The 24,565-nt window shown below is 66.3% G+C and carries 21 protein-coding genes; 10 read left to right on the top strand and 11 right to left on the bottom strand.

What is annotated here, in order from left to right; all coding sequences use genetic code 11:
- Window positions 1–71: 71 nt before the first annotated feature.
- Window positions 72–2,681, bottom strand: coding sequence for a M14 family zinc carboxypeptidase (locus PGP17_RS14710; RefSeq protein WP_270376149.1), 2,610 nt, complete (start codon window positions 2,679–2,681; stop codon window positions 72–74).
- Window positions 2,682–2,832: 151 nt separating this feature from the next.
- On the opposite strand from PGP17_RS14710, the gene typA reads away from it, so the two are divergent.
- Window positions 2,833–4,656, top strand: a complete 1,824-nt coding sequence (gene typA, locus PGP17_RS14705; protein ID WP_270376147.1) for a translational GTPase TypA — start codon at window positions 2,833–2,835, stop codon at window positions 4,654–4,656.
- Window positions 4,657–5,398: 742 nt separating this feature from the next.
- Here typA and PGP17_RS14700 read toward each other — a convergent pair.
- The 4 genes from PGP17_RS14700 to PGP17_RS14685 form a co-directional block, all read right to left on the bottom strand.
- A complete protein-coding gene (locus PGP17_RS14700) occupies window positions 5,399–7,108 on the bottom strand; it encodes an ArnT family glycosyltransferase (RefSeq protein ID WP_270376145.1) in 1,710 nt (569 codons plus the stop codon).
- A gap of 29 nt (window positions 7,109–7,137) precedes the next feature.
- Entirely contained in the window at window positions 7,138–7,926 is a 789-nt protein-coding gene (locus PGP17_RS14695) for a glycosyltransferase family 2 protein (RefSeq protein ID WP_135943874.1), read from the bottom strand.
- A gap of 110 nt (window positions 7,927–8,036) precedes the next feature.
- Window positions 8,037–9,152 carry a hypothetical protein gene (locus PGP17_RS14690; RefSeq protein WP_270376143.1) on the bottom strand — a complete coding sequence of 372 codons (1,116 nt, stop codon included), beginning with the start codon at window positions 9,150–9,152 and terminating at the stop codon, window positions 8,037–8,039.
- Window positions 9,149–10,231: a GNAT family N-acetyltransferase gene (locus PGP17_RS14685; RefSeq protein WP_270376142.1), complete on the bottom strand. Its 1,083-nt coding sequence runs from the start codon at window positions 10,229–10,231 to the stop codon at window positions 9,149–9,151. The genes PGP17_RS14690 and PGP17_RS14685 overlap by 4 nt, the downstream gene beginning before the upstream one ends.
- A gap of 198 nt (window positions 10,232–10,429) precedes the next feature.
- On the opposite strand from PGP17_RS14685, the gene PGP17_RS14680 reads away from it, so the two are divergent.
- The 4 genes from PGP17_RS14680 to PGP17_RS14665 are packed head-to-tail and all read left to right on the top strand — an operon-like array spanning window position 10,430 to window position 14,506.
- The gene (locus tag PGP17_RS14680) at window positions 10,430–11,881 is read left to right on the top strand and encodes a lipopolysaccharide biosynthesis protein (RefSeq protein WP_270376140.1); all 1,452 of its coding nucleotides are present in this window, start codon (window positions 10,430–10,432) and stop codon (window positions 11,879–11,881) included.
- Window positions 11,878–12,807 carry a glycosyltransferase family 2 protein gene (locus PGP17_RS14675; RefSeq protein ID WP_270376138.1) on the top strand — a complete coding sequence of 310 codons (930 nt, stop codon included), beginning with the start codon at window positions 11,878–11,880 and terminating at the stop codon, window positions 12,805–12,807. The genes PGP17_RS14680 and PGP17_RS14675 overlap by 4 nt, the downstream gene beginning before the upstream one ends.
- The gene (locus PGP17_RS14670) at window positions 12,804–13,586 is read left to right on the top strand and encodes a polysaccharide deacetylase family protein (RefSeq protein ID WP_270376137.1); all 783 of its coding nucleotides are present in this window, start codon (window positions 12,804–12,806) and stop codon (window positions 13,584–13,586) included. Before PGP17_RS14675 ends, PGP17_RS14670 begins: the two co-directional genes overlap by 4 nt.
- Entirely contained in the window at window positions 13,583–14,506 is a 924-nt protein-coding gene (locus PGP17_RS14665) for a glycosyltransferase family 2 protein (protein ID WP_270376135.1), read from the top strand. Before PGP17_RS14670 ends, PGP17_RS14665 begins: the two co-directional genes overlap by 4 nt.
- Here the strand turns inward: PGP17_RS14665 and PGP17_RS14660 are convergent.
- The 3 genes from PGP17_RS14660 to PGP17_RS14650 are packed head-to-tail and all read right to left on the bottom strand — an operon-like array spanning window position 14,485 to window position 17,927.
- Window positions 14,485–15,750 carry an O-antigen ligase family protein gene (locus tag PGP17_RS14660; RefSeq protein WP_270376134.1) on the bottom strand — a complete coding sequence of 422 codons (1,266 nt, stop codon included), beginning with the start codon at window positions 15,748–15,750 and terminating at the stop codon, window positions 14,485–14,487. The genes PGP17_RS14665 and PGP17_RS14660 overlap by 22 nt on opposite strands.
- Entirely contained in the window at window positions 15,747–16,361 is a 615-nt protein-coding gene (locus PGP17_RS14655; protein WP_270376131.1) for a hypothetical protein, read from the bottom strand. The genes PGP17_RS14660 and PGP17_RS14655 overlap by 4 nt, the downstream gene beginning before the upstream one ends.
- A gap of 45 nt (window positions 16,362–16,406) precedes the next feature.
- Window positions 16,407–17,927: a GumC family protein gene (locus tag PGP17_RS14650; protein WP_270376129.1), complete on the bottom strand. Its 1,521-nt coding sequence runs from the start codon at window positions 17,925–17,927 to the stop codon at window positions 16,407–16,409.
- 89 nt (window positions 17,928–18,016) lie between these two features.
- On the opposite strand from PGP17_RS14650, the gene PGP17_RS14645 reads away from it, so the two are divergent.
- Window positions 18,017–18,742 carry a polysaccharide biosynthesis/export family protein gene (locus PGP17_RS14645; protein ID WP_135943884.1) on the top strand — a complete coding sequence of 242 codons (726 nt, stop codon included), beginning with the start codon at window positions 18,017–18,019 and terminating at the stop codon, window positions 18,740–18,742.
- 34 nt (window positions 18,743–18,776) lie between these two features.
- Here PGP17_RS14645 and PGP17_RS14640 read toward each other — a convergent pair whose 3' ends face one another.
- From PGP17_RS14640 to PGP17_RS14630, 3 genes are all read right to left on the bottom strand, one after another.
- Window positions 18,777–19,049, bottom strand: coding sequence for an SEL1-like repeat protein (locus tag PGP17_RS14640; RefSeq protein WP_135943885.1), 273 nt, complete (start codon window positions 19,047–19,049; stop codon window positions 18,777–18,779).
- A 213-nt stretch (window positions 19,050–19,262) separates the two neighbouring features.
- Entirely contained in the window at window positions 19,263–20,405 is a 1,143-nt protein-coding gene (locus tag PGP17_RS14635) for a hypothetical protein (protein ID WP_270376127.1), read from the bottom strand.
- Window positions 20,406–20,517: 112 nt separating this feature from the next.
- The gene (locus tag PGP17_RS14630) at window positions 20,518–21,240 is read right to left on the bottom strand and encodes a glutathione S-transferase family protein (RefSeq protein ID WP_270376125.1); all 723 of its coding nucleotides are present in this window, start codon (window positions 21,238–21,240) and stop codon (window positions 20,518–20,520) included.
- Window positions 21,241–21,349: 109 nt separating this feature from the next.
- On the opposite strand from PGP17_RS14630, the gene PGP17_RS14625 reads away from it, so the two are divergent.
- The 4 genes from PGP17_RS14625 (at window position 21,350) to PGP17_RS14610 (ending at window position 24,564) form a co-directional block, all read left to right on the top strand.
- Window positions 21,350–22,297: an isopenicillin N synthase family dioxygenase gene (locus PGP17_RS14625; RefSeq protein WP_270376124.1), complete on the top strand. Its 948-nt coding sequence runs from the start codon at window positions 21,350–21,352 to the stop codon at window positions 22,295–22,297.
- Between the two features lie 154 nt (window positions 22,298–22,451).
- Window positions 22,452–23,612, top strand: a complete 1,161-nt coding sequence (locus PGP17_RS14620; RefSeq protein ID WP_270376122.1) for a GNAT family N-acetyltransferase — start codon at window positions 22,452–22,454, stop codon at window positions 23,610–23,612.
- Window positions 23,597–24,136, top strand: a complete 540-nt coding sequence (locus PGP17_RS14615; RefSeq protein ID WP_270376120.1) for a hypothetical protein — start codon at window positions 23,597–23,599, stop codon at window positions 24,134–24,136. The genes PGP17_RS14620 and PGP17_RS14615 overlap by 16 nt, the downstream gene beginning before the upstream one ends.
- Window positions 24,133–24,564, top strand: coding sequence for an HIT family protein (locus PGP17_RS14610; protein ID WP_270376118.1), 432 nt, complete (start codon window positions 24,133–24,135; stop codon window positions 24,562–24,564). The genes PGP17_RS14615 and PGP17_RS14610 overlap by 4 nt, the downstream gene beginning before the upstream one ends.
- Window position 24,565 lies beyond the last annotated feature (1 nt).

The raw sequence follows: 24,565 nt of genomic DNA, 5'->3' as shown, positions 1-24,565 counted from the left end.
AGAGTTTCAGCCAGCCCCCTGAAATCCCGGGCGACGCAGAGCACCGGCCCGGGACCAGGCAGTAGTCTCCCCTACTCCTCGTAATCGCCGAACGGGCGGTCGAGCAGGCCGGACAGGAAGATCGCGTTGGTCAGAACCCGCTCGCTGCCCGCATACGTGCCGCGGAAGACCGGGTTGTCGGCGATCAGGACAACCGAGCCCTGCCCGTGACGGCGCGCGACCACGGCCGGCGTGCCCGCGATTTCGCCGATCCGGCGGTCGGAGGCATAGCCGGACAGGAGCGGCGCGTCGGTGTACTCGGAGACCACCGCATAGGGATCGCCTTCCGGACGCGTGAGGGTCGCGGTCATGTTGCGGTTCACCGCGAGCTGGCGGTCCGACAGGCCGTAGCCGATCGGGTTGGTGATATCGATATCGGTCTCGAACAACGCCCCGCCGATGATGTGCTCGGCATCGCGCACGCCCATATCGGCAAAGTCGAGGCGTTCGGGCCGCGTCTCGTCGGGCACCGCCTCGCCGCTCTCGCCGGCCTCGGCGTCGCCGTCCTCGCCGGCCTCGAGCCCCAGAATGGCGCTCTGGGCCCACAGCGCGCCCTGGCGCGTCGCGATCAGCGTGCCGCCCTGTTCGGTGATCCACTGATTGACCCGCCCGGTGGCACTTTCGCTCAGCGCCGCATTACCGCCGACCAGCACCATGTGGGTGTAACGCGACCAGTCCAGCCCGCCCAGATCGTCCTTCTGACGCAGCGTCACCGGCACGCGCATGCGGTAATCGAGCGTCCACCAGACCTCGCCGGCATCGTAGCTGGCCAGACCGTCATCGAAGAGCACGAGCACTTCGGGCCGCTCGACGGTGCGGAACACGTCCGCCGCGCCGAAATCGGCGCCCGAGGTCGGGGTGAAGCCCGAGGTCACAGCGTGAACGCGGATGCCGGTATCGTCGGTGATCGAGCGCACCAGCTCATGGATGTCCGCACCGCCCATGTCCTGACGCGCCAGCGGCACGAAGACCGACCCGCGTGCAAACTCCAGCGTCCCGTCCGTGGTTTGCGCTTCGAAGGGCTCGGTCGCGACGCGCGCGAACAGGCCGGCATCGAGCACGGAATAGAGCGCGCGCGGGGCCAGGCTGTCAGTCCAGGAGAAGACATAGCCATAGCTGGCGCGCGGCGGCACCGCCGGAGCCATCGCCCCGGTCGCGGCATCGCCGACCAGGTTGGCGCTGAACTGGCCGCCCAGCGGGGCATAGTCCAGGTCGTAGGCCAGCGGCAGCGTCCAGCCGGACACGTCGTAGAAGATATTCTCCTCAAACTCGGTCAGGCGGTCGAACAGGCCCCGGATCATCCGGTACTGGGCCTGATTGAGGTCGACCACGAAGGAGTCCGCGGCAGCATAGGTCCGCCCGTCCACCTCGACATCGCGCGCCAGCGTATTGACCGCGATATCGTGCTGGGTCAGCAGCTCGATGAAGCGCGCGGCGCGGCTCGCATCGCCGGGCGCGGAGAAGACATAGGCGCGCGCGCTGTCCTGGCGGGCCAGCTGGGCCACGTCCTCGAAGAAGCCGCGCTGGAAGTCGGTGATCGCCTCGCGCTGGGCAAGCGAGCCCTGCACGGTGGTCAGCGAGGTGCGGAAATGGGTCCGGACGTTGTCGGCATGGCTCACCAGTCCGCGCTCGGACTCGATCTCCCCGCCCCTTGCCGCGCCGATCTCGAACAGGATGCCCAGCGAGCCGTTGACCTGGGGATAGGTCGAGCCCTTGCCGATGTAGAAATTGTCGAAGCCCTGCTCGGAGGTGTAGAGCCGCGCCTCGCTGTCCAGCCACTCGACATGGTGCTGGGCGATGCCCAGCGTCAGCTCGCGTGCGGTGTCGGGGATGAGCGGGTTCATGCGCGCCGGCTCGCCCGGGTGGAAGTAGAACGGGCTGTCGGTCCCCATCTCGTGGAAATCGGCCGAGACCATCGGCTTCCACTCATGCCATTTGCGGATCCAGGCCTGGGGTTCGGGCTGGGTCAGCAGCAGCCACTGGCGGTTCAGGTCGAACCAGTAGTGATTGGTGCGCGCCTTGGTCCACAGATCGTGCTGGGCATGATCGGGATCGGAGACATTGGTATAGCCCCAGAACGTGTTGACGTGATCGATCCGGCGCGTGTGCCCGTCCGGATTGAAGATCGCCGTGACCAGGAGGACCGCCTCGTCCAGCGTCTCGGCCACCGCCTCGTCATCTGCGGCGGCATAGTGATACAGCAGCGGGATGGCGGCATCCATGCCGGCGCTTTCCGCCCCGTGCACACCATAATTCAGCCAGATCGGCATCGGCGCGGCATCGGCCTCCGCTTCGCCCAGGCGGCGCTCCAGATGCGTCTCGCGGATCTCGTCCAGATTGGCGTGGTTGTCCGGGCTGGTGATGGTGAAGAACAGGATGGGCCGGTGCTCGTGAGAATAGCCGATCGTCTCGACATCGATCCGGTCGGACAGCTCGGCGAGCTGGCGCAGATAATCGACCATCTGGCTGTGGCGCACGGGGCGCTCGCCGATCTCGAAGCCGAACACCTCTTCCGGCGTCGGGATCGCGCTGTCATAGCGGACGCCCTCGACCTGGAAGAAGCCGATGGGTTCTGCGCTGGCCGGCGCCGTTACGCCCGCCAGCAGGCAAAGTCCAAGACCTGCACGCACCAGTTGTTTCATTGAATTTCCCCGCGTTTTTCGCAATTTCTTTGGGCGGGAGGGTACAACGCTCACCCCCCGCGTCCAGCCCCGGTGATCACCGGTGCTAGCCATCGCGCCCGACCGCCTGTATGAGGGCGCGCAAACACTCCCCCGTCAAGGAAAGCCCGCCATGACCAGCCCGGTCGAAAATCTGCGTAATATCGCCATCGTCGCGCACGTCGACCACGGCAAGACCACCCTCGTCGACAAGCTGCTGCGCCAGTCCGGCACGCTCGGAGACCGCGGCGAAGACGTCGAACGCGTCATGGATTCCAATGACTTGGAACGCGAGCGCGGGATCACCATCCTGGCCAAGAACACGGCCGTGAAGTGGCAGGACTACCGCATCAACATCGTCGACACGCCCGGCCACGCCGACTTTGGCGGCGAAGTCGAGCGCGTCCTGTCCATGGTCGATTCGGTGCTGCTGCTGGTCGACGCGGTCGACGGGCCGATGCCCCAGACCACGTTCGTGACGAAAAAAGCGCTCGCGCTCGGTCTGAAGCCGATCGTGGTCATCAACAAGATCGACCGCCCCGGCGCGCGTCCCGACTGGGTCGTGGACCAGACTTTCGACCTGTTCGACCGCCTCGGCGCGACCGACGAGCAGATGGATTTCCCGATCGTCTTCGCCTCGGCCCTGCAAGGCTGGGCGACGCTCGACCCGGAAACCCCGACCGAGAGCATGGATCCGCTCTTCCAGACCATCGTCGACCGTGTCTCCGCGCCCGACGTGGATCCGGACGCTCCGCTCCAGCTTCAGGTCAGCGCGCTTGATTATTCCAGCTATACCGGCGTGATCGGCCTCGGACGCATCCGCCGCGGCACCCTGTCGAAGAACCAGCTGGTCGGCGTCGTCGGCGCCGACGGCAAGAGCCGCAAGGGCAAGGTGCTCCAGGTGCTCGGCTTCCACGGCCTGCAGCGCGTGGAGACCGAGAAGGCGAGCGCCGGCGACATCGTCATGTTCACCGGCGTCGATCCGCTCAACATCTCCGACACGGTCTGCCATCCCGACCATCTCGAAGGTCTGCCGCCGCTGGTCGTGGACGAGCCAACCATCTCGATGACCTTCCAGGTCAACGATTCTCCGTTTGCCGGGCGTGAAGGCAAGTACGTCACCTCGCGCCAGATCAAGGAGCGTCTCGACCGCGAGCTGATCTCCAACGTCGCCCTGCGCGTCGAGCAGCTGGACAATGCGGACAAGTTCCGCGTCGCCGGCCGCGGCGAACTCCACCTCTCCATCCTGATCGAGACAATGCGCCGCGAGGGCTTCGAGCTGGCCGTCGGCCGCCCCGAGGTCATCCTGAAGGAGATCGACGGCAAGATTCACGAGCCCTTCGAGACGCTGACCATCGATGTCGAGGAAGACCACCAGGGCTCGGTGATGGAGCGCATCGGTTCGCGCCGCGCCGAGATGAAGAACATGGTGCCGGACGGCAAGGGACGCGTGCGCCTGGAATACATCATCCCGACACGCGGCCTGATCGGCTTCCGCTCCGAATTCCTGACCCTGACCCAGGGCTCCGGCCTGATGTTCCACGGCTTCGACCATTACGGCCCGCGCGGCGAAGGCGATGTCGGCCAGCGTCAGAAGGGCGCCATCGTGTCGATGGCCAGCGGCAAGGCGCTCGCCTTCGCCCTCTGGAACATCCAGGAGCGCGGCAAGCTCTTCATCGGCCACGGCACCGAGGTCTATGAAGGCATGGTCATCGGCATCAATGCGCGCGACGACGACATGCTGGTCAACCCGCTCAAGGGCAAGAAGCTGACCAATATGCGCGCCTCGGGCACTGACGAAGCCGTCGTGCTCGTGCCGCCGATCCGCGTCACGCTGGAGTTCGCGCTTCAGTTCATCAACGATGACGAACTGGTCGAGATCACGCCGGAGTCCATCCGCATCCGCAAGAAGCTCCTGCTCGAACACGAGCGCAAGAAAGCCAGCCGCGCGGCGTAACCCCGTTCACGGCGCCACCTGACTGCTTCGTCATTCCGGGCGAGCCCGGGATGACGAAGGCGGGGCGGCTTGGGATAGCGCAGCGCCCTTCGCGATGCCGGGCGGGGCCGATCCTCTCCGGTCTCCTCCCACCCGTGAAATCCCGGGCCGCGCAGCGGACCCGGGACCTGACTGATCACGTGGCCCCGAGGCCCCGGCTCGGCGCCTGCGGCTTGGCCGGGGTTTCAGGTAAGAAAGCGAGCGTTTCGCCGTCTCTCAGATCCCAGGGCAAGCCGGGAATGACGAAGGCGGGGTGGCTTAGGATAGCGCGGCGCCCTTCGCGCTGCCGGGCGGGGCCGATCCTCTCCCGTCTCCTCCCACCCTTGAAATCCCGGGCCGCGCAGCGGACCCGGGACCTGACTGATCACGTGGCCCCGAGGCCCCGGCTCGGCGCCTGCGGCTTGGCCGGGGTTTCAGGTAAGAAAGCGAGCGTTTCGCCGTCTCTCAGATCCCAGGGCAAGCCGGGAATGACGAAGGCGGGGTGGCTTAGGATAGCGCGGCGCCCTTCGCGCTGCCGGGCGGGGCCGATCCTCTCCCGTCTCCTCCCACCCTTGAAATCCCGGGCCGCGCAGCGGACCCGGGACCTGACTGATCACGTGGCCCCGAGGCCCCGGCTCGGCGCCTGCGGCTTGGCCGGGGTTTCAGTTAAGAAAGCGAACGTTTCGCCGTCTCTCAGATCCCAGGGCAAACCCGGGGTTTCAGGTCAGTCCGGCAGGCTCAGATTGGACCCTTCCAGCGTGTAGAAGGTCAGCGAGAGCGGATCGCCCTTCACGTAATTATAGCCCTCCAGCCGGCCGAGCTCGACCAGCGTGCCGTTCGCCGCATTGACCGTGGAGGTAAAGACCGGCTCTTCGGCCGCATCCACGATGGCCAGCCCGCATTCGCGGTGGACCAGCAGGAAGTCCGCCGCCTGCTCGCCGTCATTGGCCAGCAGCGTGCCGGTCCCCAGATTGAAGGCGAGCGACGGCTCGCGATAACCGGCCACCGTGATCTCTACGAACTCGCAGCCCTCTGCCTCGATGGAGCGGGCCAGCACACCCATGTCGCGTGAGGTCCACAGCGGCGTCACGCCGGGAATGGCAAAGGCGAAGGCCGCGGTATAGGTCGCGGCCGCCGCCACCCCGGTGGCGACGAGGCGATTGACGCTCGGCCGTCGCGCCAGCGCAAACACCGCCACCGCAGCCACCACGCCCAGAGCCAGCGTGACCGGCGCGATAACGCCCACTTGCATCTCGAAGAAGATCCGCCCGGCCAGCGGCACGGCGGCGACCACCAGGCCCGCGGCAATCGCCAGCCCGGCAAAGATCCAGAACGCGATGGATGCGGCCCGCCGCGACAGCAGCACGTCACGGCGCTCCATCCCGATCGCGATTAGCAACGCAATCGCGGGAAAGGCCGGCAGCGTGTAGTGGGGCAGCTTGGTCGCGACCAGTTCGAAGACGATATAGGTCGGCAAGGCCCAGGCGATCAGGAACTTGACCCGGTCGTCGCTGCGATAGCGCCAGGCCGCGAGCACGCCGAGAACCAGCAGGACCGAGCCCGGCCAAAGCGTGACCGGGGACAGCATCAGGTGATAGCCTAGCGGCCCGCCATGGGCTTCGTGCGCCTCGGTCACCTTGCCCAGCAGCGACCAGCCGACCGCCTTGGCCGCGAACGCCCAGTCGGTCATCACATTGATCGCCAGGAACCAGGGCAGGAAGATCGCCAGCGCCAGCGCGATGCCCGGCAGCGGCCGGACCTTCAGCAGGATCGACGCATCGCGTTTCCAGAGCGCATAGCCGCCCAGCGTCAGCGCCGTGACCATGAAGAAGATCGGTCCCTTGACCAGCAGGCTCGCCCCGATGGCCGCCCACAGCAAGGCGGGCCAGCCCAGAAACTTCGGGCGTGCGGACTCCTCGCGCAGGACGATCATGGCGAGCGCCACCTGCGCGACCATGCCCAGCCCCAGAAGGATGGCATCTGTCTTCGCGGTGCGCGCCTCCAGCGCCAGCATCAGGCTGATCGCCAGCACCAGTCCGGCACTGAAGCCTATCGTGGGTGAGAAAAGCCGGGCGCCCAGCCAGGCCGTCAGGGCCACCGCCAGCAGGGAGAAGGCCAGTCCGGGCAGGCGATGGGCGCCGATGGGCGCGTCTTCGCCGCCGAACGGCGCGGCGGCGATCGATTGCAGCCAGTACGTGCCAACCGGCTGCTTGTAGCGCGGCTCGGTCTGGAAGCGGATATCGATGAAGTCGCCCGTCTCCATCATCTGCACGCTGGCCTGGGCATAGCGGGACTCGTCCCGGTCCATGGCCGGGATGGAAAACAGCCCCGGCACGAAGGCGGCCAGCGCCAGCAGCATCAGGATGAGCCAAGCGCGCGGTGACAGTGTCGAATCGTGTCCGGTCGATGCCGGATCTTCCAGTGGAGCGTTCACGCCGCCTCTCCCTCCCCTGGACGCGCCTCTCAGGAGGCCGCGCCCTGTCCGTCGCGCTGCGTGCCCGGCGGCGGGGATGTCCCGGCCCCCAGCACGAAATCGGGTGCGGGCACATGAGTGCGCCGCATGATCCAGATGACGCCCATCAGATCGAAGAATCCGGCCACGGCGCGTCCGAAATTGGTATATTTCGATTGTCCCGCCGCACGCGGCCTGTTGCGAACCGGCACGTTCACCGTCTCATAGCCCAGATGACCGCTCAGCGCCGGCAGATAGCGGTGCAGCGCGTCGAAGAACGGCAGCACCAGGAAGAGATCGCGCGGGATGAGCTTCAGCCCGCAGGCCGTGTCCGGGCAATCGTCATTCAGCAGAGACCGGCGCAGGCCGTTGGCGATACGCGAAGCTGTCTTGCGGCTGCCGCCATCGGTCCGGTTCTTCCGGTTCGCCGCCACGACGCCGACCGTGCCGATCGCCGTCAGGTCGATGGTGTCGATCATGTCGAGCATGGAGCGCGGATCGTCCTGGCCGTCCCCGTCCATCGTCGCGCACCACATCGCGCGCGCACACAGCATGCCGGTGCGCAGCGCGGCGCTCTTGCCCGACCTGTTGGGGTGACGGACGACGCGCACGCGGCTGTCGGCGGCGGCGAGCGCGCCAAGGGCTCCGGCGGTATCGTCCGCGCTGCCATCGTCGACCACGATGATCTCGAACGTCGCAAGACGCTCCCCAACCACGTCGAGCGCCTCGCGCACCACGGTCTCGATCGTTTCAGCTTCGTTGAAGGCAGGGATGACGATCGAAAGCTGGGGCGCGGTCATCGGATAACGCTCTTCGTGACGGGGCGGCGCGGCCCGGGCCGGCCGCGTTCAGATCAGCCCGCGTTCTACCGCGAAGCCTGACCGGATGCCACGTCTTGGGACAGAGTTTTTCAAGGCCGGACCCGGTTTGCGCCAAAGGCCTCACCCAGCGCCCTGCGCGCGGGCGGGCTTAAGCGCAGCGCCATCGCGTTCTCGCGCGCCTCGTAGGCCGGCCAGCCATTGCCCCACGCGAACGCCGCCCAGTTGGCGCCCGCCGTTTCGAACTGTGCGATTCGGCTCGCCAGATAATCGTCCTGTCCGGGCGCCACATTGACGGCGCCAAATTCCAGACAGGCCCAGTCTCCGGCGGCCCGGGGCAAGTCCAGCTCCGCCCCCTCCCACCGCAGGTCATCGCCCTGACCTTGATGGGTATAGTCGCGCGGCGTGTAGCTGTGAGCCACGATCACCGGGTCCGGCCCCACGCGCCGGCGCAGCGCGTCGGCGCCCGCCATGTCCGCCCAGCCGCCGGGGCTCAGCAGGAGCGGCACGCCGGGATGGCGCCAGTCCGCGGCGAGGCGTTCGGCCATCGCGTCCCAGCGTCCGGGCAGGTCCAGCCAGTCATCATTGGGTTCGACCATGGCGAGAATTCCGGCGAGCGCCGGGGCATCGCCGAAGCGCTCCGCCGCCCAGTCCACCATCTCCAGCCAGGCGGCCTGTTTGCGGGCCTCGCGCCACACGCTGTCGTCATAGAGATGGCGCGGATACCAGACGTCTTCGGGATGAAAGGCAAAGGCGCTGCGGCCCGGACCGGTTCGAAAGCCGAGCACGGTGTAGAGGCCCTGGCGCTCGCACCGCGCCAGCCAGGTCTCGATTTCGGCGACGATGGCCGGGTCGGGCGCGAACGGAGCCTCTTCGCTGAACGGGCCGGGCCCGGACCAGACGGCCAGATTGGCACCGGCCTCGCGCAGCCCGGACAGGGCCTCGTCCGTGATCGGAGCGCCGACCGGGCCGGAGCCCAGGAAATCGCGTCCGTCGAGATCGGGGTAGACCCGGCGCTGGGCGAAAACCGCGCCGCGAAGCGAAGGGCCATCGGCCACCGACCAGAGCGCGCGCCTTGAGGCTGGCTCTCCGGACGGCTCCAGCCTCAATCCGTCGGGGCGCGCCAAAGCGGGACTTATCCCCGCCCCCAGCAGCGCACTTATCCCCCCCGCGGCCAGCCCGGCGAGCAGCTCGCGGCGGCCGGTCATGCCGGCCGGAAGGAGGTCATCCGGTCGAGCCGGCGCATTGCCCGGCCGGGCAGAGTCGAGACCGGACCCAGCGGCAGGGCGCGCGCCGAAGCGTCAATGCCGTTTGCCAGCGTTCTAGCCGCACCGAGCAGGGAGGTAGTCGCGACATAGCCGGACAGTAGCGGAATCTGCCATGATGCCAGGTCCGACTTGAACGCATACTCGCCCGGCCCGAGATGGACTTGCGCGATGCCGTCCTGGCTGACGTGCTCGCAAATCTTCATCAGCAACGCGAGACCCGGACCGAAGCTGGAAAACTCCGGGTCATACACGGGAAACCAGTAGTGCAGGACCGAGCTGGAGCGCATTCCCACATGGATCGCCGCCAGCCTGCCGCCGATCTCGAGGCTGGAGACAAGTCCGTGGCAATCCTCCCCCTCGTCGTGGACAAGCGTTTTGAGGAGGTTTCGCGTCCAGTCCACTGAAAACGCATCGAAATGTCCGGTTCGCACATATTGCGCCGACTTCCAGGCGAGCGCGGTCTCGAAGACCTCCTCGCGCCGGTCGTCCGGCCGGAAAACATAGCCCCCATCGGCCTTTTCCAGCTTGTTCTGGCGCGAGCGCAGATTGCGGAACGCTTTCGGCTCGATGGCGCTGCGCGTCTCCACGAACGCGTCGTATCCGTCGGATAGATCGATCACCCAGGAGCCGTCCTCGCCGCGCGCGCCGGCCCGGAAGGCGCGCTGATGGCCCGGCACCCCGAAGAAATCGAAAACCGATATCCCCCCCGCACTCAAAAGGGCCTTCAGGTCGATGGCCTGTCCCGGCGCCGCGATCAGCCCGTGATGGTCGCCAAACGGCCCGCCGACCGGCCTTGCGTGACCCAGAATTCCAACCTGCAACGGCAGGAAGGCAATGATTTCATTGTTTTCACGCGCGACCAGAACTCGGACATCATTCCGCACACGGCTTACCGCCTCAACAAATCCGAGCGAGAAGTACGGACTGGCAAGGCCCGGATCGGCCGCGCGCAAGCGGCGCCACGCGGCCCGGTCTTCAGGTCCAAGCTCTTGAACCTTCTTGTTCTCCACCTGGAGCATCGGTCCAACGTCCTGCTTTAGCGGCTCTTTTGTCTCGAGCCAAACTGATACATCCCCGCCGGTTAAGGCAGTCTTCAGCCCTCTTCCTGCATACTTCGTACCGAATTGACCGGCCGGTCAGCGCCCTCGCCCCGGCCCGGAGTTTGCATCTTCGCCGGCAAATCTATCCACGTCGCGAAATCGGGACACCGCCGCCTCATGTTGAACCGCCATCTGATCGCATATTTGCCGGTATACCTGGCCCAGGCGATTGTCGGGTTCGGCGGCGTGGTGGTCTTCACGCGCATCCTGACGCCGGACGAATACGGCCAGTACTCCCTCATTCTGGTGGCCGCCTCGCTGATCGGGACGGCGCTGTTCAGCTGGCTCGACGCTGCGGTCGCCCGCTTCCACGCCCGCGCTGCGGCGCGGGGCCGCTTCAAACCTCATTTCGCAACCGCCATAAGGGTTTACCTGTTCCTCGGCGTGGCCACTGCCGCGCTGCTGGGCGTCGCCATCGCGTTCAGCCCGCTCAGCCCCGCCATGAAAAGCGCATCAGGCTTTGCGGTCGGTCATCTGGTTATCCGCTCCGCCCTCTCCCTGTCGCTGGTGACACGGCGCGCGGCAGGCGAAGCGGTGCGCTATTCCATCCTGCAAAGCCTTACACTGGTTGGCGGATTCGCGCTGGGCATCGTCTTCACCCTGGCCGGCGGGCTGGGTCCGGCCGGGCCGTTCGCCGGCATGGCCCTCGCCGCGCTCATCGCCTGCCTGATCGACCTGCCCGTGCTGCTCAGCGGCGCGAAGCCCGACCGGGCCAGCGGCGTGCGGGCCATGACCTTTCTGGCCTATGGCGCTCCCGTCGCCTTCTCCCTGATGTTCGAATATCTGCTGTCTACCGGAGACCGCTTTGTTATTGCAGGCTTTCTCGGCAATGCCGCGACCGGCGCCTACGCCGCGGGCTACGGTATTGCGGACCGTTCGCTCGACATCGTCTTCATCTGGCTCGGCGCCGCCGCCGGTCCGCTGGCGATCACCGCTCTGGAAACCGAGGGCCCCGCCGCAGCCCGGCGCGTGATGAAGCAAGCCGGCGCGCTGATGGGACTGATCGGATTTCCGGCCGCGCTCGGACTCGCACTCGTCGCCGAGCCTCTGGCCCGCCTGATGATCGCGCCGGAGATCGTCGCCCAGGCCGCGGCCATCATGCCCTGGATCGCGCTCGCCGGGCTCCTGAACGGGCTCATGACCTACTACTTCCACGAGGCCTTCATCCTGGGGCGTCAGCCGCGCGCGATGGCGCTCACCATGATGGCGGGCGCGGCTTTCAACTTGATTTTGAACCTCTTTCTGGTGCCGGCCTTCGGCATCGCCGGCGCCGCGATTGCGACCGTCATCGCCTATGCCGTCTCGCTTCTGGCCTGCGCACTGCTCGGGCAGCGCACCTTCGCCCTGCCCCTGCCTGTTGCCGACTGGATCAAGGCGGGCGCAGCCGCGGTCATCATGGGCGCGGCAATCCTGGCCCTGCCTGAGTTCGGCCCGGCCCTGGTCGACCTGGTGTCGCGCGTCGCAGTCGGCGTCGGCGTGTTCGTGCCGCTCGCCCTCGTCTTCAATATTGCCGGCTGCCGGAATTTCCTTCCCGGCATAGGCCGTCCGCTCCGGGAGGCCATCTCATGAGTCCGCCCCTCTTTCACGAAGTGCGCAACGCCCGATCCGCCCGGCAGGGGACGCCTGCCCTGTCAGTGCTGATACCGTTCTACAAGGACGATCCGCGTACGCTGATAGACGCACTGGCGCGCGAAGACGCCGATATCGAGATCGTCCTTTTCGACGACGGCCAACCGGACCCCGCGCTCAACGCCGCCGTAACGGCTGCGGTACTGGCGAGCCGCGCCCCGGCCCGCCTCGTCAGCGCGCGCACCAATCTCGGCCGCGCCTCCGGGCGCAACACGCTGGCAGGCCGGGCCCGCGCAGACTGGCTGCTTTTCCTGGATGCCGACATGTCGATTCCGACCGGCTTCATCCGCGACTGGCTTGACGCATTCGCACGCCAACCGGACTTCGATGCCGCATTCGGCGGCTTTGAGCTGCCCGACCGGATCGTCCGCGAACACCGCGTCCACGCGGCACTGGCAAGCGCCGGGGACGTGGCCTCGGTCGCACAGCGCACCCGGATCGGCACCTCGGCCTTCTGCAGCTCCAACCTGCTCGTGCGCCGCTCACTCATGGGCGAAGTGGCTTTCGACACAGGGTTTTCCGGCTGGGGCTGGGAAGATGTGGACTGGGCTGCCCGTGCGGCGCGGAAAGCCCGGCTGGTCCATCTCGACATTCCGGCCCGCCATGTCGGCTTGCACACCGTCGGCGAACTCCTCGCCAAGTATGACGATGGCGGCGCGAATTTCGCGCGCTTCCTGGAACGCAATCGCGAAATGACCCGCCTGCCGGGCGCGCGCTGGGCGCGTCTCGTACGCCGGCTGCGCCTCGCCAGCCCGATGAGGACAGTCATGCGCCGGGCAGCACTCACGGAGGCGTTGCCGGTGCGCCTGCGTGTCCTGGCAATCAAATTCTACCGCGCGGCACGCGCAGCGGAGGCCATGCAATGAACGACACCTACATCCCGTCCGGCGGCCCGGCAGGCAAGCTGCGCAGGCTCGCAGCCCGTCAGCTGGCCCGCCAGCCCTTGCAGATCGTGTTGAACCGCGCGCTCATCTCCTTCACATTCGACGACTTCCCGCGTTCGGCCGCCTGGACGGGCGCCGACATCCTGGAACGCTTCGGCTGGCGGGCCACCTATTTTGCCGCAGCCGGATATGCCGGCTCGCAAAACCATCTCGGCGCGCTGTTCAAGCCGGGCGATCTTCTGCGCCTTCGCACGGCCGGGCACGAGATCGGTTGCCACACTTACGGCCATCTGGATTCCGGTTGCGCGCCGGTCGAGGCTGTGATGGCCGATTGCGCCCGGAACCGGCGCGCCCTCGCCGCCATGGGCCATGAGAGCGAACTCGGCGTCTTTGCCTTTCCCTACGGCGAGGCGAGCCCGGCGACGAAGAAAGCCTTGTCGCAGCACTATCGCGCCTTGCGCGGCGTGCAACCCGGCATCAATCGCGGACATGCGGACCGCGCACTGCTGAAGGCCGTGCCGCTCGACGGCGGCAAAGCCGGTCTGGCACGCGCCCTCGACGCGGTCCGTGACGCGGCCGCCAACCCTGGCTGGCTCATCTTCTACGGTCACGATGTCAGCGAGCGGCCCAGCCAGTGGGGATGCACACCGGATTTCCTGGACGAGGTCTGCCAGCTCGCCGCAGACCTGTCCTGCCGCGTGATGACGATGGGAGACGCGCTGACCCGGATCGAAACTCCGCAGGCCGAGCGCGTCTCGTGAGCGTCACGGTCCTGGTTCCGACCTTCCGCCGGCCGGACGGGCTGGCCCGCGCGCTGCGCAGCCTGTTCACCCAGACCGTACGTCCAGACCAGATCGTTGTCGTAGACAACGCGCCCGAAGGCGGCGCCCGTTCGGTCACCGAGGCCCTGGCCTCGGCGAGCCCGGTCGTGATCGACTATGTCCACGAGCCCCGGGCCGGAGTCGCCAATGCGCGCAATGCCGGATTTGAGGCTGCACGTGGCCGCTTCATAGTCCAGCTCGACGATGATGAGAGCGCCGCGCCGCACTGGCTGGAAAGCCTGCTGATCGCCCGTGACAGGCTGAATGCGGCCGTCGTGTTTGGCCCGGTGCGCGCCCAGGCGCCGTCCTCGACCGGCAGCCACGCGAGCGTGCGTAACGCGTACATTTCGCGCCTCTATTCGCGCACGGGTCCGGACGTCGACCAGGTTCTGACCCGGCCTCGCGGATGCGGCAACTCGCTCATCGACCGGCGCGAGGTCTCTTTGCCCGAGCCGCCTTTCGACCCGGTCGCGAACGAGACCGGGGGCGAAGACGATATTCTGTTTGCCGCCTTGTCCCGGGACGGCGCGCGCTTCGGGTGGGCGGCCGGGGCCGAAGTCATCGAACATGTCGAGCCGCGACGCGCGAACTGGCGTCACCTGCTCTTGCGCAGCTTCGCCTACGGGCAGGGGCCGAGCCAGAATTGCTTCAGACGCGCGCAGCCGGACTGGGCCGGTCTGGCGGCCTGGATGGGGATCGGGGCGGCTCAGCTGGTGGTCCACGGCCTGTGTGCCCTCCCCGCCCGGCTGATCAGCGCTCGCGCGTGCGCGGCGTGTCTGGACCGGACCGCCAAAGGCGCGGGCAAGCTTGTCTGGATGGAGCGCTTCGAGCCGCGCTTTTATGGCGCCTCGCACGCCTGATCGCGCGGCGCGGCCAGCTTGGTCGTAACCGTCACCAGCAGCACCCAGACCAGGCTGTTTTGCTGGAGCATGTTGCTTTCGCTGACACTGATCAGACCCCAGGTCACCATGAAGGTCAGCGCGAAATAGGTTTCGTTGCCGGAAAGCAGGCGCAGCACGCCCTGCCCGACGGCGCGCAGGAAGACGAAGGCACCCAGTACGAGCCCGGGCAAGCCGAGCGCCAGCGCGGTTTCGATCCAGGCATTGTGAGCGGTAGGCACATCCCACTCCGTTGCCTTGCGCAGCCAATGCACCGGCCCGTCTTCGGCCGCCCAGAACGCGCCATATCCAAAGCCGGTCCACGGCGCCTGCCCGATCACATCGATCAGGCCCGCCCATATGGGAATCCGCCCCGTCAGGGACGGATCGCGGCCCAGCGCTTCGAGGATGGCTGCGGGACCGATAATCAGCGCGATCACACCCGCCGCCAGACCCAGTGCGGCAGTCACCAGAGTTACGGCGGCAAAGGTGAAATCGCGTCGCACCAGGGCGATGGCGAGCGGACCGCCCAACGCCACGAGGCTCGCCAGCAACGCCGTCTTCGAGGTGGAGAGCAGGACCAGAAGCAGCGCGAGCGGCGCCAGAGCGCGCCAGACCCATGCGTAGCGCGGGTCGATCGCACCGGCGGAGACGAAAACAAGCAGCGCCCAGGCCATCAGGGCGCCCAGCGTGTTCTTCTCCCACCACAGCCCTTTCCAGGCGCCGGGATGGATTTCTTGCATGATGCCAAACCCCGGCACCGCGAGACCGGCGACGAAGCTCATGACGGCAAGCAGGGCAAAGAGCGCGCCGAGGACACGCAGCAGGTCGCGCCATGAGAAGGCGGCGGCCAGCCAGATACCGAACAGCGTGGTCATGAAGATGGCAAAGCTGCGGCGGAGCGTCAGCGCCGGATCGAGCGACCAGGCCGTGGACAGCACGGTCAACGCCGCCAGGGCCAGTACCGGCCATCCGTAGGCAAGATAGCGCAATGAAGCGCCGGGCCGGCTCATCATCAGAACCAGGGTCAGCGCGTAGACCGGCGGCCAGATGAGCCGGAGGATCGGGGCGCCCTCGGGATCGGCAGGGTCGGCCAGAAGCGGACCGAGAAGCGCCTGGGAGAAGAGGAACAGCAGCACGACGGCAACGGCGCCTTCGATCACAGGCAAGCCGGTCAGAACAGGAGTCTGGCTGCGCCAGCGCTCGGCCAGACGGGCCGCGCTCACCGGGTGGCCTGTTCCGGGGCGCGGTTGAGGATCACCCCGAGTACCTCGCCGCCGGCGTGCTCGATCTCGTCAGCCAGCGAATCGGCCATCGCACGCGTGGTCGTCTTTGCATCGCCCACGAGGATTACCCCGTCCACATCCGCGCAAAGCGCTGTGGCCGCCGGGCTGTCGCAGGGAATGTCGATGAGGGCCAGCCCGCAGGCGTCACGGACACGGTCCCAATAGGCAGGAGCTGACGCGAACGTCACCCGGCGAACCTCACCGGGATCGCGTTCAAAAACCGAAATCAGGACCGGCGCCGCATCGACCTTGCGAAGCGCCAGGCGCCCAGCGCCCTCCGGCTCGGTGCGCCAGAAGCGTTCAGCACCAAGGTCCGCGCTATAGGCCGCCCCGTTCATCCGCGTGCGTGTGGACTGGGGGTTCGCGCCGAAATCGAGATCGAAAAGCCATACTGGCCGCGCCGATTCCCGGGCCGCGTTCGCGGCCAGGCGGGCGCAGATGAAGGACGCGCCCGCCCCCGGCGTGATCGGAACGACCATATAGGCACGCCCGCGCGCCTCACGCGTGGTGAGGCGCCGCGACAGATCTTCCAGTTGCGCGCGGGCGGACATGCTGAGCCAGGCTCCTTTATTCGAAGCCATCCTACCCAGTGACAGTTAACGAGGCGCTGACGCTGGCTCTTCTGCGACGCGCGCCAGAACCGGCATTGATCGCCGCTTGCGCGTAGGGGTCGAATGCGGGGCCCGCGGCGGCATGCCCTGAGACGCCGCATCGCGGTAGGCATGGGGCGGAGCGTCGCGCGACACGCGCGGCGGCGGCGAAGATCGCGGGCGGTAGCCGGTCAGATATCCGCGCAGCAGACCGGTCAGCATGGCCAGCCCCAGGGCGAACACCCCGGCACCGATCACGCCGATCTTGCGCAGCGAACTGGCCTGATCGGGCGGATAGGCGCGCTCGACGATCCGCACCGCCTCCGCCGCCTCGGGCGAACCGGCAGCCTGAGCGTCGGCATTGGCGACCTGACCAACCAGACGCTCGGCGGCGAGCGTTGCAGCCTGAGCCTCCCGATTGAGGCGGTCGTAGGCGGGGCGCAGGGCACGCAGGCGCGCCGACTGTTCGCGCGCATTCGCCAGTTGCCCGCGCAGGGCGCGCGCCAGACGCGCCTGGGTCACTGCCGCATTCGCCTGCTGCAGTCTTGTGGTATCGAGTTCCTGGTAAATCGGGTTCGGGCCCGTGCGGCGCTGGCCTGCACCCTCCGCGCCGCCGGACTGGATGAAGTCGCGCAACGCTTCGATCTCGCGTTCCACGGCGATGACCGGCGGTGCCTCCGGCAGATAACGCGCCAGCAGCTCCCGCCTGCGCACTTCAAGCGTCAGCAGCTGACCGGACACATCGTTCTCGACATATTGTTCGATCGTCTGAGGCAGGGTTTCGAGACGCTCGCGCAGCGCCGCAGCGCCAGCCTGGGCGGCATCGGCCTCGGCTTCAGCGGCAAGGAGCCGGGTCTGAAGATCGCTGATACGCGCAATAAGGGCGGCCTGCTCGGCTTCGAAATCACCGATGTCGTGAGAGATCAGGAAGTTGCGCAGATCGGCTGCCGCGCTCTCGGCCACGATTTCGGCCCTCGCCAGCCGTGCAGACAGACTGCCCGCCCCGTCTTCGAGAAGAATTTCCTGGCGATAAGCGAGATAGGCATCGACGATCGCATTCAAGGTCCGGGCCGCCCGCTCCGGGTCGGCAGATTCGAACTGCGCGATCAGGACGCTGGAAAACGGCGGGCGGTTGATGGAAAACCCGTCGCGAAGACGCTGCAACGCCGTGGGCGTCACCTCCGCTCCGCTGCGTTCCAGCGCAAAGCGGCGGACCGCGTCCGAATTCAGAATCTCGATCTCTGACTGCATGACCTGATCGAGCACGAACGCGTCGCCCGTACCGGCTGCCGCCGGAGTGGGGTTTTCCTCGTCGAGCAGAATCAGGAGCCGCGACTGGGCCTCGTAAGTAGGCTGGAGCAGGACGTAGGCGGCAATGGCAGCCGGAATGAAGAGTGCCAGGAAGACCAGCACAATGAGGATCTTTTCGGCCCAGGCCAGCGCAACGATATCGAACAGGTCCATCTCGCGGCGTGGCGAATTGGCGCCTGGCCCCCGGCCGGTGCTGGATTGCTCGTAATCGCTCATGCCCCCATCTCGCGCGCGTGCGCTTAATTTTTCCTTAGCCGTACCGCGCCACGGTGCAAAAATAGTCAGACTTCTTAAGAAGGTGCACGATGGTCATTTTTCGCCAAAGCCCGGTCGCGCTCGCCCTGCTTGCGTTGACCGCTTGCGCGGGATCGCCGCAGTCGGCGCCCTCGACCGGGTTCGATCCGGCACGCTTCGCCGAGTGGAGCTCGGAGGATCCAGCCTACCGGCTCTATCCCGGTGATGAGATTACGGTAACGGTATACACTGCGAACGAGCTGTCGGGCCCGGTCACAGTCGGTCCGGACGGGCGCGCGAACCTGCCCATGCTCGGCGCGCTGATGGTCGCCGACCTCACAGAGCCTGAAGCCGCGCGCCTGATCGCCCAGCGCTATTCGAGCGTCCTGCGCGATCCTATCGTGGAGGTTCGCGCCACCGGTGCGGCCTCCCAGAATATTTTCGTGGGCGGCGAAGTCGCGACCCCGGGTCTGTATCCGCTGCCTGACATGCGCACAGGCACGCTGGAGGCGGTGCTGCTTGCCGGCGGCTTCCAGAATACGGCCCGCCGAGGCGAAGTCGTGGTGCTGCGCCGGGCTCCGGACGGATCGGCCATGATGCGCACCGTCGACCTGCGCGATGCATTGAGCGGCCGGCCAGCCGACCAGGTTCCGCTACGCCGGCACGATATCGTTTTCGTGCCGCGCTCGACCATTGCGGAGGTCAACCTGTTCGTCGAGCAGTACATCGCCAACATCGTGCCGTTCAACGAAGCCTTCGGCTACGCCCTGGCGAACTCGATCCTGAACGACAACTAGCGTAAGCGAAGGCCGACCTACTTGGCTATGACGCCTAGTGGCGCGTGGAGAGCCATTCGCGCGCCGCGCGCTGAGCGGCCGCGATCTGGTCCATGTCCATTTCTTCGGAGACTTCGCGGCGGTAGTGCTTGGCCGGTTCGGAGCCCATCAGGGCTGCGAGGTTGAACCATTTGTGGGCCTCGACATAGTCGATCACACCACCCTGGCCCGTCGAATAGAGCAGGCCCAACTTGCACAGGTCATCGCCTTTCGGCTCGACCGTAACCGCTTCATGCACTTGCGCGGTTTCAACATCGGTGAAGGCCATTCTGCCATTCCCCTTTTCTGTCGCCGGGTGCCCGCATCTCAACGGTGTCACCGGGCTTTGCCATCCACTCAAGGCCTCTTCGAGCCCCTTCTACGAGATGGAGAATGTCGGCCTTTGGTATCCACACGGTTAAAGCGCATCAAGAATAACACAATTTAACCGTTTATTTTCGTTAGGATTTCCTACTTTCGATTAAACCGTATTCCTGAATCGTTAGCCCGCCCCGCCTGACCCGTGCGTGCGCCTGAGCGCCGCGCCGAGCGGCGCGCTGACGACCAGGAGCAATGCAAGAAGACCGCATGTAGCTGCGAGCGCGAGCCGCATTCTGACCGACCAGCCTGGCGCTGCCGGCATACTCATCGCGTCGAGCAGATAGGCCGCGTCGTCCCCGAACAGCTCGACCACCGCCAGCGTATCCGGACCCAGCAGGTTTGAGAGGAGCACGAGATGTTCAACGTCTTGAGCTGAGCGCACTGCGGGCATGACGCGCAGCGCCGGCCCCGCGCCGAGACGCAACCGCAACCGGTTTGCGCCCCGCGCCATGTCCAACAGCTCGTGCTCGCCTGCGCCTTCGACGAGACCGGCGGTGAGCAGGCCGGCCTGGTGCCCGGCGTACAGCATGCGGGCGCCGGCGCGAACACCCGGATCGCCGGTGCCTCGCAGGAGGCCGGCCAGATGGCGTTCAGCCGGGTCGCGCGTGTCAGGGCTCACACTCGCGTGCAGAAGCACCGCGTCCTCGACGCGGCCCGTCCAGCCGGGAAACGCAGCCAGCCGCAGGCTTCGGCCGGCCGGATCGACGAACCAGCGGTCGAACTCCGAAATCGCGCGCCCATAGAGCCGCTCGCTCTGCCGGGCCCTGCGCAAAATCGCCGGGTCGGCCAGGACAAGCTCGGGAGGGGCGATGCCGGCTTCGCGGGCGGTGCGCGCGAGACCGGTCAGCTCCGCCTCGATCAGGCGCTCTTGCTGCCAGACCGGCCGGGCACGCAAGCGGGCATTCGCCACGCCTTGCGCCCCCCCGTCGCGGAGCGAGAGCGCAAACGCCTTTCGCCCGGACAGAAGGTCAAGCGCCCCGCCCAGCGAACGCACGCCGTCGAGGTCTGGAATCGGAGAGCGGGACGGATCGACCCGCCGGGCCAGCTCCGAGTCCCAATAGGCGCGCGCGGCATCCACATTCCTGACCCGGTCCTCGATGAGAGCCTGGACGCGCGCCTCGCTCGTTCGCAGCACAGGCGACCAGCCTGTCTCACGGTAATGGATCGAGCCCGCCTGGTACGCCAAGAACACCGCAGACACGAGCAAGCAGAAAAAGGCAAGAGGGCGCAGAACGCGCAGCGCCGCGGCGGACATGCCGCGCACGGACCCGTCTTCCTGATTGGTTGCTCCCACCTCAGCCCCTCACGTCAAGCCCCGGCGGCAACAAAGCACGCAGACGCGCAGGCTTGAAGCAAAACCGGTGCGGGCCGGGTCCTTATTTGCGGGCCTTTTGCCCGAAAAGCACATCGCGGGCCTTCTTCATGTCTTCATTGTCGTCGGCCAGCGAGCGGCTGAATTCCTTGCCGACATCGCGTCCGCGGCGGAGCGCAGGGCGCTCTTTCAAGCGCTCGTACCAGGCCTTCAGCGCGGGGAACTCGGTCAGGTCCTGGCCTTGGCCGTCCGGCAGGATCCAGGGCCAGATGGCCATGTCCGCGATGGAGTAGGTGCCGGTCACGAAGGCCCGCCCGGTCAGCTGGGTGTCGAGCACGCCGTAGAGACGATTCACTTCGTTGGTATAGCGCGTCTTGCCGTATTCCAGTTTGGAAAGGTCAGGTTCGATCCGCGGGGCGTAGCTGCGGAAGTGATGAGCCTGTCCGCCCATGGGGCCGAGCCCGGCCATCTGCCACATCAGCCATTCATCCACCTTGACGCGCTCGCGCTCGGTCTCACCATAGAAGCGTCCTGTCTTGCGCGCGAGGTATTGCAGGATGGCTCCGCTTTCGAAGACCGAGATCGGTTTGCCGTCGGGTCCGTCAGGATCGACGATGGCCGGCATGCGGTTATTGGGGCTGATCGCCAGAAATTCGGACTTGAACTGCTCGCCAGCGCCGATATTGACCGGCTTCACGGCATAGGGCAATTCCATCTCCTCCAGTGCGATAGAAATCTTCCAACCGTTCGGCGTTGGCCAGTAATGCAGTTCAATCGGCGCGGTCATGAGGGCTCTCCGGGCTCTGAAGCGATGGCTTGCAGATTGGCCCCTGCGGCACTTTGGTCAACCCGGCCCTCTTCACGAGCGCGCGAGCCAGGATTAAACCGGGACTACCATGACAATATTGACCCAAGACAGCATCGCCCCGGTCTCCTTCGCCCAGTCGGCGAGCGATCCGGACGGATTTGCCGCCGCGCTCGGCCGGTCATTCCGTGAATACGGCTTTGCCGTCGTGCGTGATCATGGCGTGGACCAGACCATCATCGATCGCGCTCTGGCCGACGCGAAGGCTTTCTTCGCCCTGCCGCCTGAGACCAAGCGGCAATACCATCAGGAGGGTCAGGGTGGCGCGCGTGGCTATACGCCGTTCGGGATCGAAGTCGCGAAAGGGGCAACGGAACGCGACCTGAAGGAATTCTGGCACCGCGGCCGTGATCTTCCTGCGGGCCATCGGTATGCGCCCTCCATGCCGGACAATGTCAGCGTCGCCGAGGTCGATGGGTTGGACGCGTCAACCAAGGCGCTTTACGAAGCGCTCGACGCCATGGGACGTGTCCTGTTGCGGGCGATCGCGCGCGATCTCTCGCTTGAGGAAACCTGGTTCGACAACACGGTCGATCAGGGCAACTCGGTGCTGCGCCTGCTGCACTACCCTCCGATCGAGGGAGAACCGGGCGGCGTACGCGCAGGGGCGCACGAAGACATCAACGTCATCACCTTGCTGCTGGGCGCCGAGGAAGCCGGGCTCCAGGTCAAGACCCGGGACGGCGACTGGCTTCCCATCCAACCGCCGCGCGATGCTCTCGTGGTCAATATCGGCGACATGCTGCAGCGCCTGACCAATGACGTGCTGCCGTCCACAACCCACCGCGTCGTGAACCCGTCGGCCGAACGGATGAGGTATCCGCGCTACTCGACGCCCTTCTTCCTGCATTTCAATCCGGACTTTGAAATCAGGACGCTGCCCGGGTGCGTGTCTGCCGAGAGGCCTGACCGCTACGAGCAGCCCATCACCGCGGACGCCTATCTGGCCGAGCGCCTGCGCGAAATCGGCCTGATGTAGGCTGAAGTCACGGCGGGTACGCAAAACACCCGGCGCGCCAGCATTTTCTGCGAGGTGCGTTTCCTGAAGGACGGGATCCAGCTTCCCCTCCCCGCAGCGCGGCGACCGCTCTATATGTTGGCGGTCACTGCAGGCGGCCGGAAACCATTATTGCATGTCCCTTCGCATCCGCATGATCGAACGCCTCTCCGAGATCTCGCGCGAGGCCTGGGACGCCGTCGCCAATCCGCCCGGTGCCGCGTACGACCCCTTCCTCTCCTGGAATTTTCTGGAAGCACTGGAAAGTTCAGGCTGCGCGGTGGAAGAGACCGGATGGGGTCCCAAGCATCTTCTGGCCGAGGACGAGGCGACCGGCGCGCTCGTAGGAGCCTTGCCGCTTTACCTGAAAGGCCATTCCTACGGCGAATTCGTGTTCGATCACGGCTGGGCGAACGCCTTCGAAACCGCCGGAGGGCAGTATTACCCCAAGCTCCTGACCGCAATCCCGTTCACGCCTGCCACCGGACGCCGCGTCCTGGCCAGCAATCCGGACGTCCAGGTCGCCCTCGTGGAGGCTGCCCGCCATGTCGTGGGCGAATGGGGCCTGTCGTCCTGGCACGTGCTATTCCCTGAAGAAGGCGCCTGGCAGGCGCTCGGGGAGGCAGGTCTGCTAAAACGCTGCGATATCCAGTTCATCTGGACCAATCGCGGCTATGGCAGTTACGACGGCTTCCTCGCCGACCTCTCCTCACGCAAGCGCAAGTCGCTGCGCAAGGAGCGCGCCGCCGCATGCGAGGGTCTCACCATTGAGGCGCTTCGCGGGTCGGATCTGACAGAGCACCACTGGGATGTCTTTTTCGCATGCTACCAGGAGACCGGCGCGCGCAAATGGGGCACGCCCTACCTTAATCGCGAATTCTTCGCACTCATCCACGAACGCATGGCTGACGACGTGTTGCTGGTCATGGCGGGCAACGAGGCGGGTTATATCGCTGCGGCCCTGAACTTCATCGGTTCGCACGCCCTCTTCGGCCGGTATTGGGGCGCATTGGAACACCGGGACAATCTTCATTTCGAGCTCTGCTATCACCGCGCGATCGATTTCGCGATCGAGCACCGCCTCGAACGGGTCGAGGCCGGCGCCCAGGGCCCGCACAAGATGCCGCGCGGATACCGTCCCCAGGCCGTCTACTCGGCCCATTATCTGCCCAATGAGAGCTTTGCAGACGCGGTAGACCGCTATCTGCGCCGCGAGCGCGTCGCGATCGCTCAAGAGATCGAGGACCTGGAAACCGAAATGCCCTTCAAGCAGGATCATCGATGGCCGGCTTCGTGAAACTTACCACACCGCTTGGCGCCGGTCAGGCGCAACCGGTTCTCGCGGCTCTCCAGAAGGCGGGCATGGAGGCGTATGCCCATAACGAACAACTCGTCGGGGTCCTGTCGGGCCAGATGTCGGTGTCAGATGGCTTTCCTATCTATGTCCGCGCCGATCAGCGCGCGGAGGCAGAAGCCTATCTGCGTCGGGCCGGGCTGGACGCGGACAGCCTTGCGTGTCCTCGATGCGGCGGCTCCACGCGCGCCGTCGCCGGGCGCACCGCGCGGATCGGGACGCGTCTCCGGCAGATTGCAGGCCTGCCGCCTGCCCTGGCGGCCCGCGAATGCGTGGAATGCTGGCATGGCTGGTATCCTGGGAGCCGCAAACCCTTCACCCACCAGGAACTTGGCTACAATCCGGACGCCCCGCTGATCGATTGGCGGGCGATGGAAAAAAATTTCAAAGCCTTTTTGGCGTGGACGCGTTCGATCGGTTATCACGATCCTTCGCGCAGCGATGATGACAGGGAGCCGCCTCGATGAGCCTTCACGGCGACTATGACGACGACAATGTCTTTGCCAAAATGATCTCCGGCCAGATTCCGGCGGTCAAAGTCCATGAAGACGAGCACGTGCTGTGCGTCATGGACATCTTCCCCCAGAGCCCGGGCCACACGCTCGTCATTCCCAAGGAACGCGCGCGCAACCTGCTGGAACTCTCCGACGAAGCCGCCCAGGCGGCGATCACGCGGGTCAAAGCCATCGCCAGCGCGGTTGCCAAGGGACTGGATCCTGACGGCGTGACCGTTACCCAGTTCAACGGCGCGCCGGCCGGACAGTCGATCTTTCACATCCATTTCCACGTGATTCCGCGATATACCGGCCAGGCCATCGGAGAACACGGCCAGAGCGGCCAGGCCGATACCGAAACGCTCAAGGCCCAGGCTGAAAAGATCAAGGCAGCGCTTTAGC

The sequence above is a fragment of the Marinicauda sp. Alg238-R41 genome (assembly GCF_947331485.1).
Classification (GTDB): domain Bacteria; phylum Pseudomonadota; class Alphaproteobacteria; order Caulobacterales; family Maricaulaceae; genus Marinicauda; species Marinicauda pacifica.
Note: the sequence above shows the minus strand (reverse complement) of the source record. Positions and strands in the feature narration are given on the sequence as shown.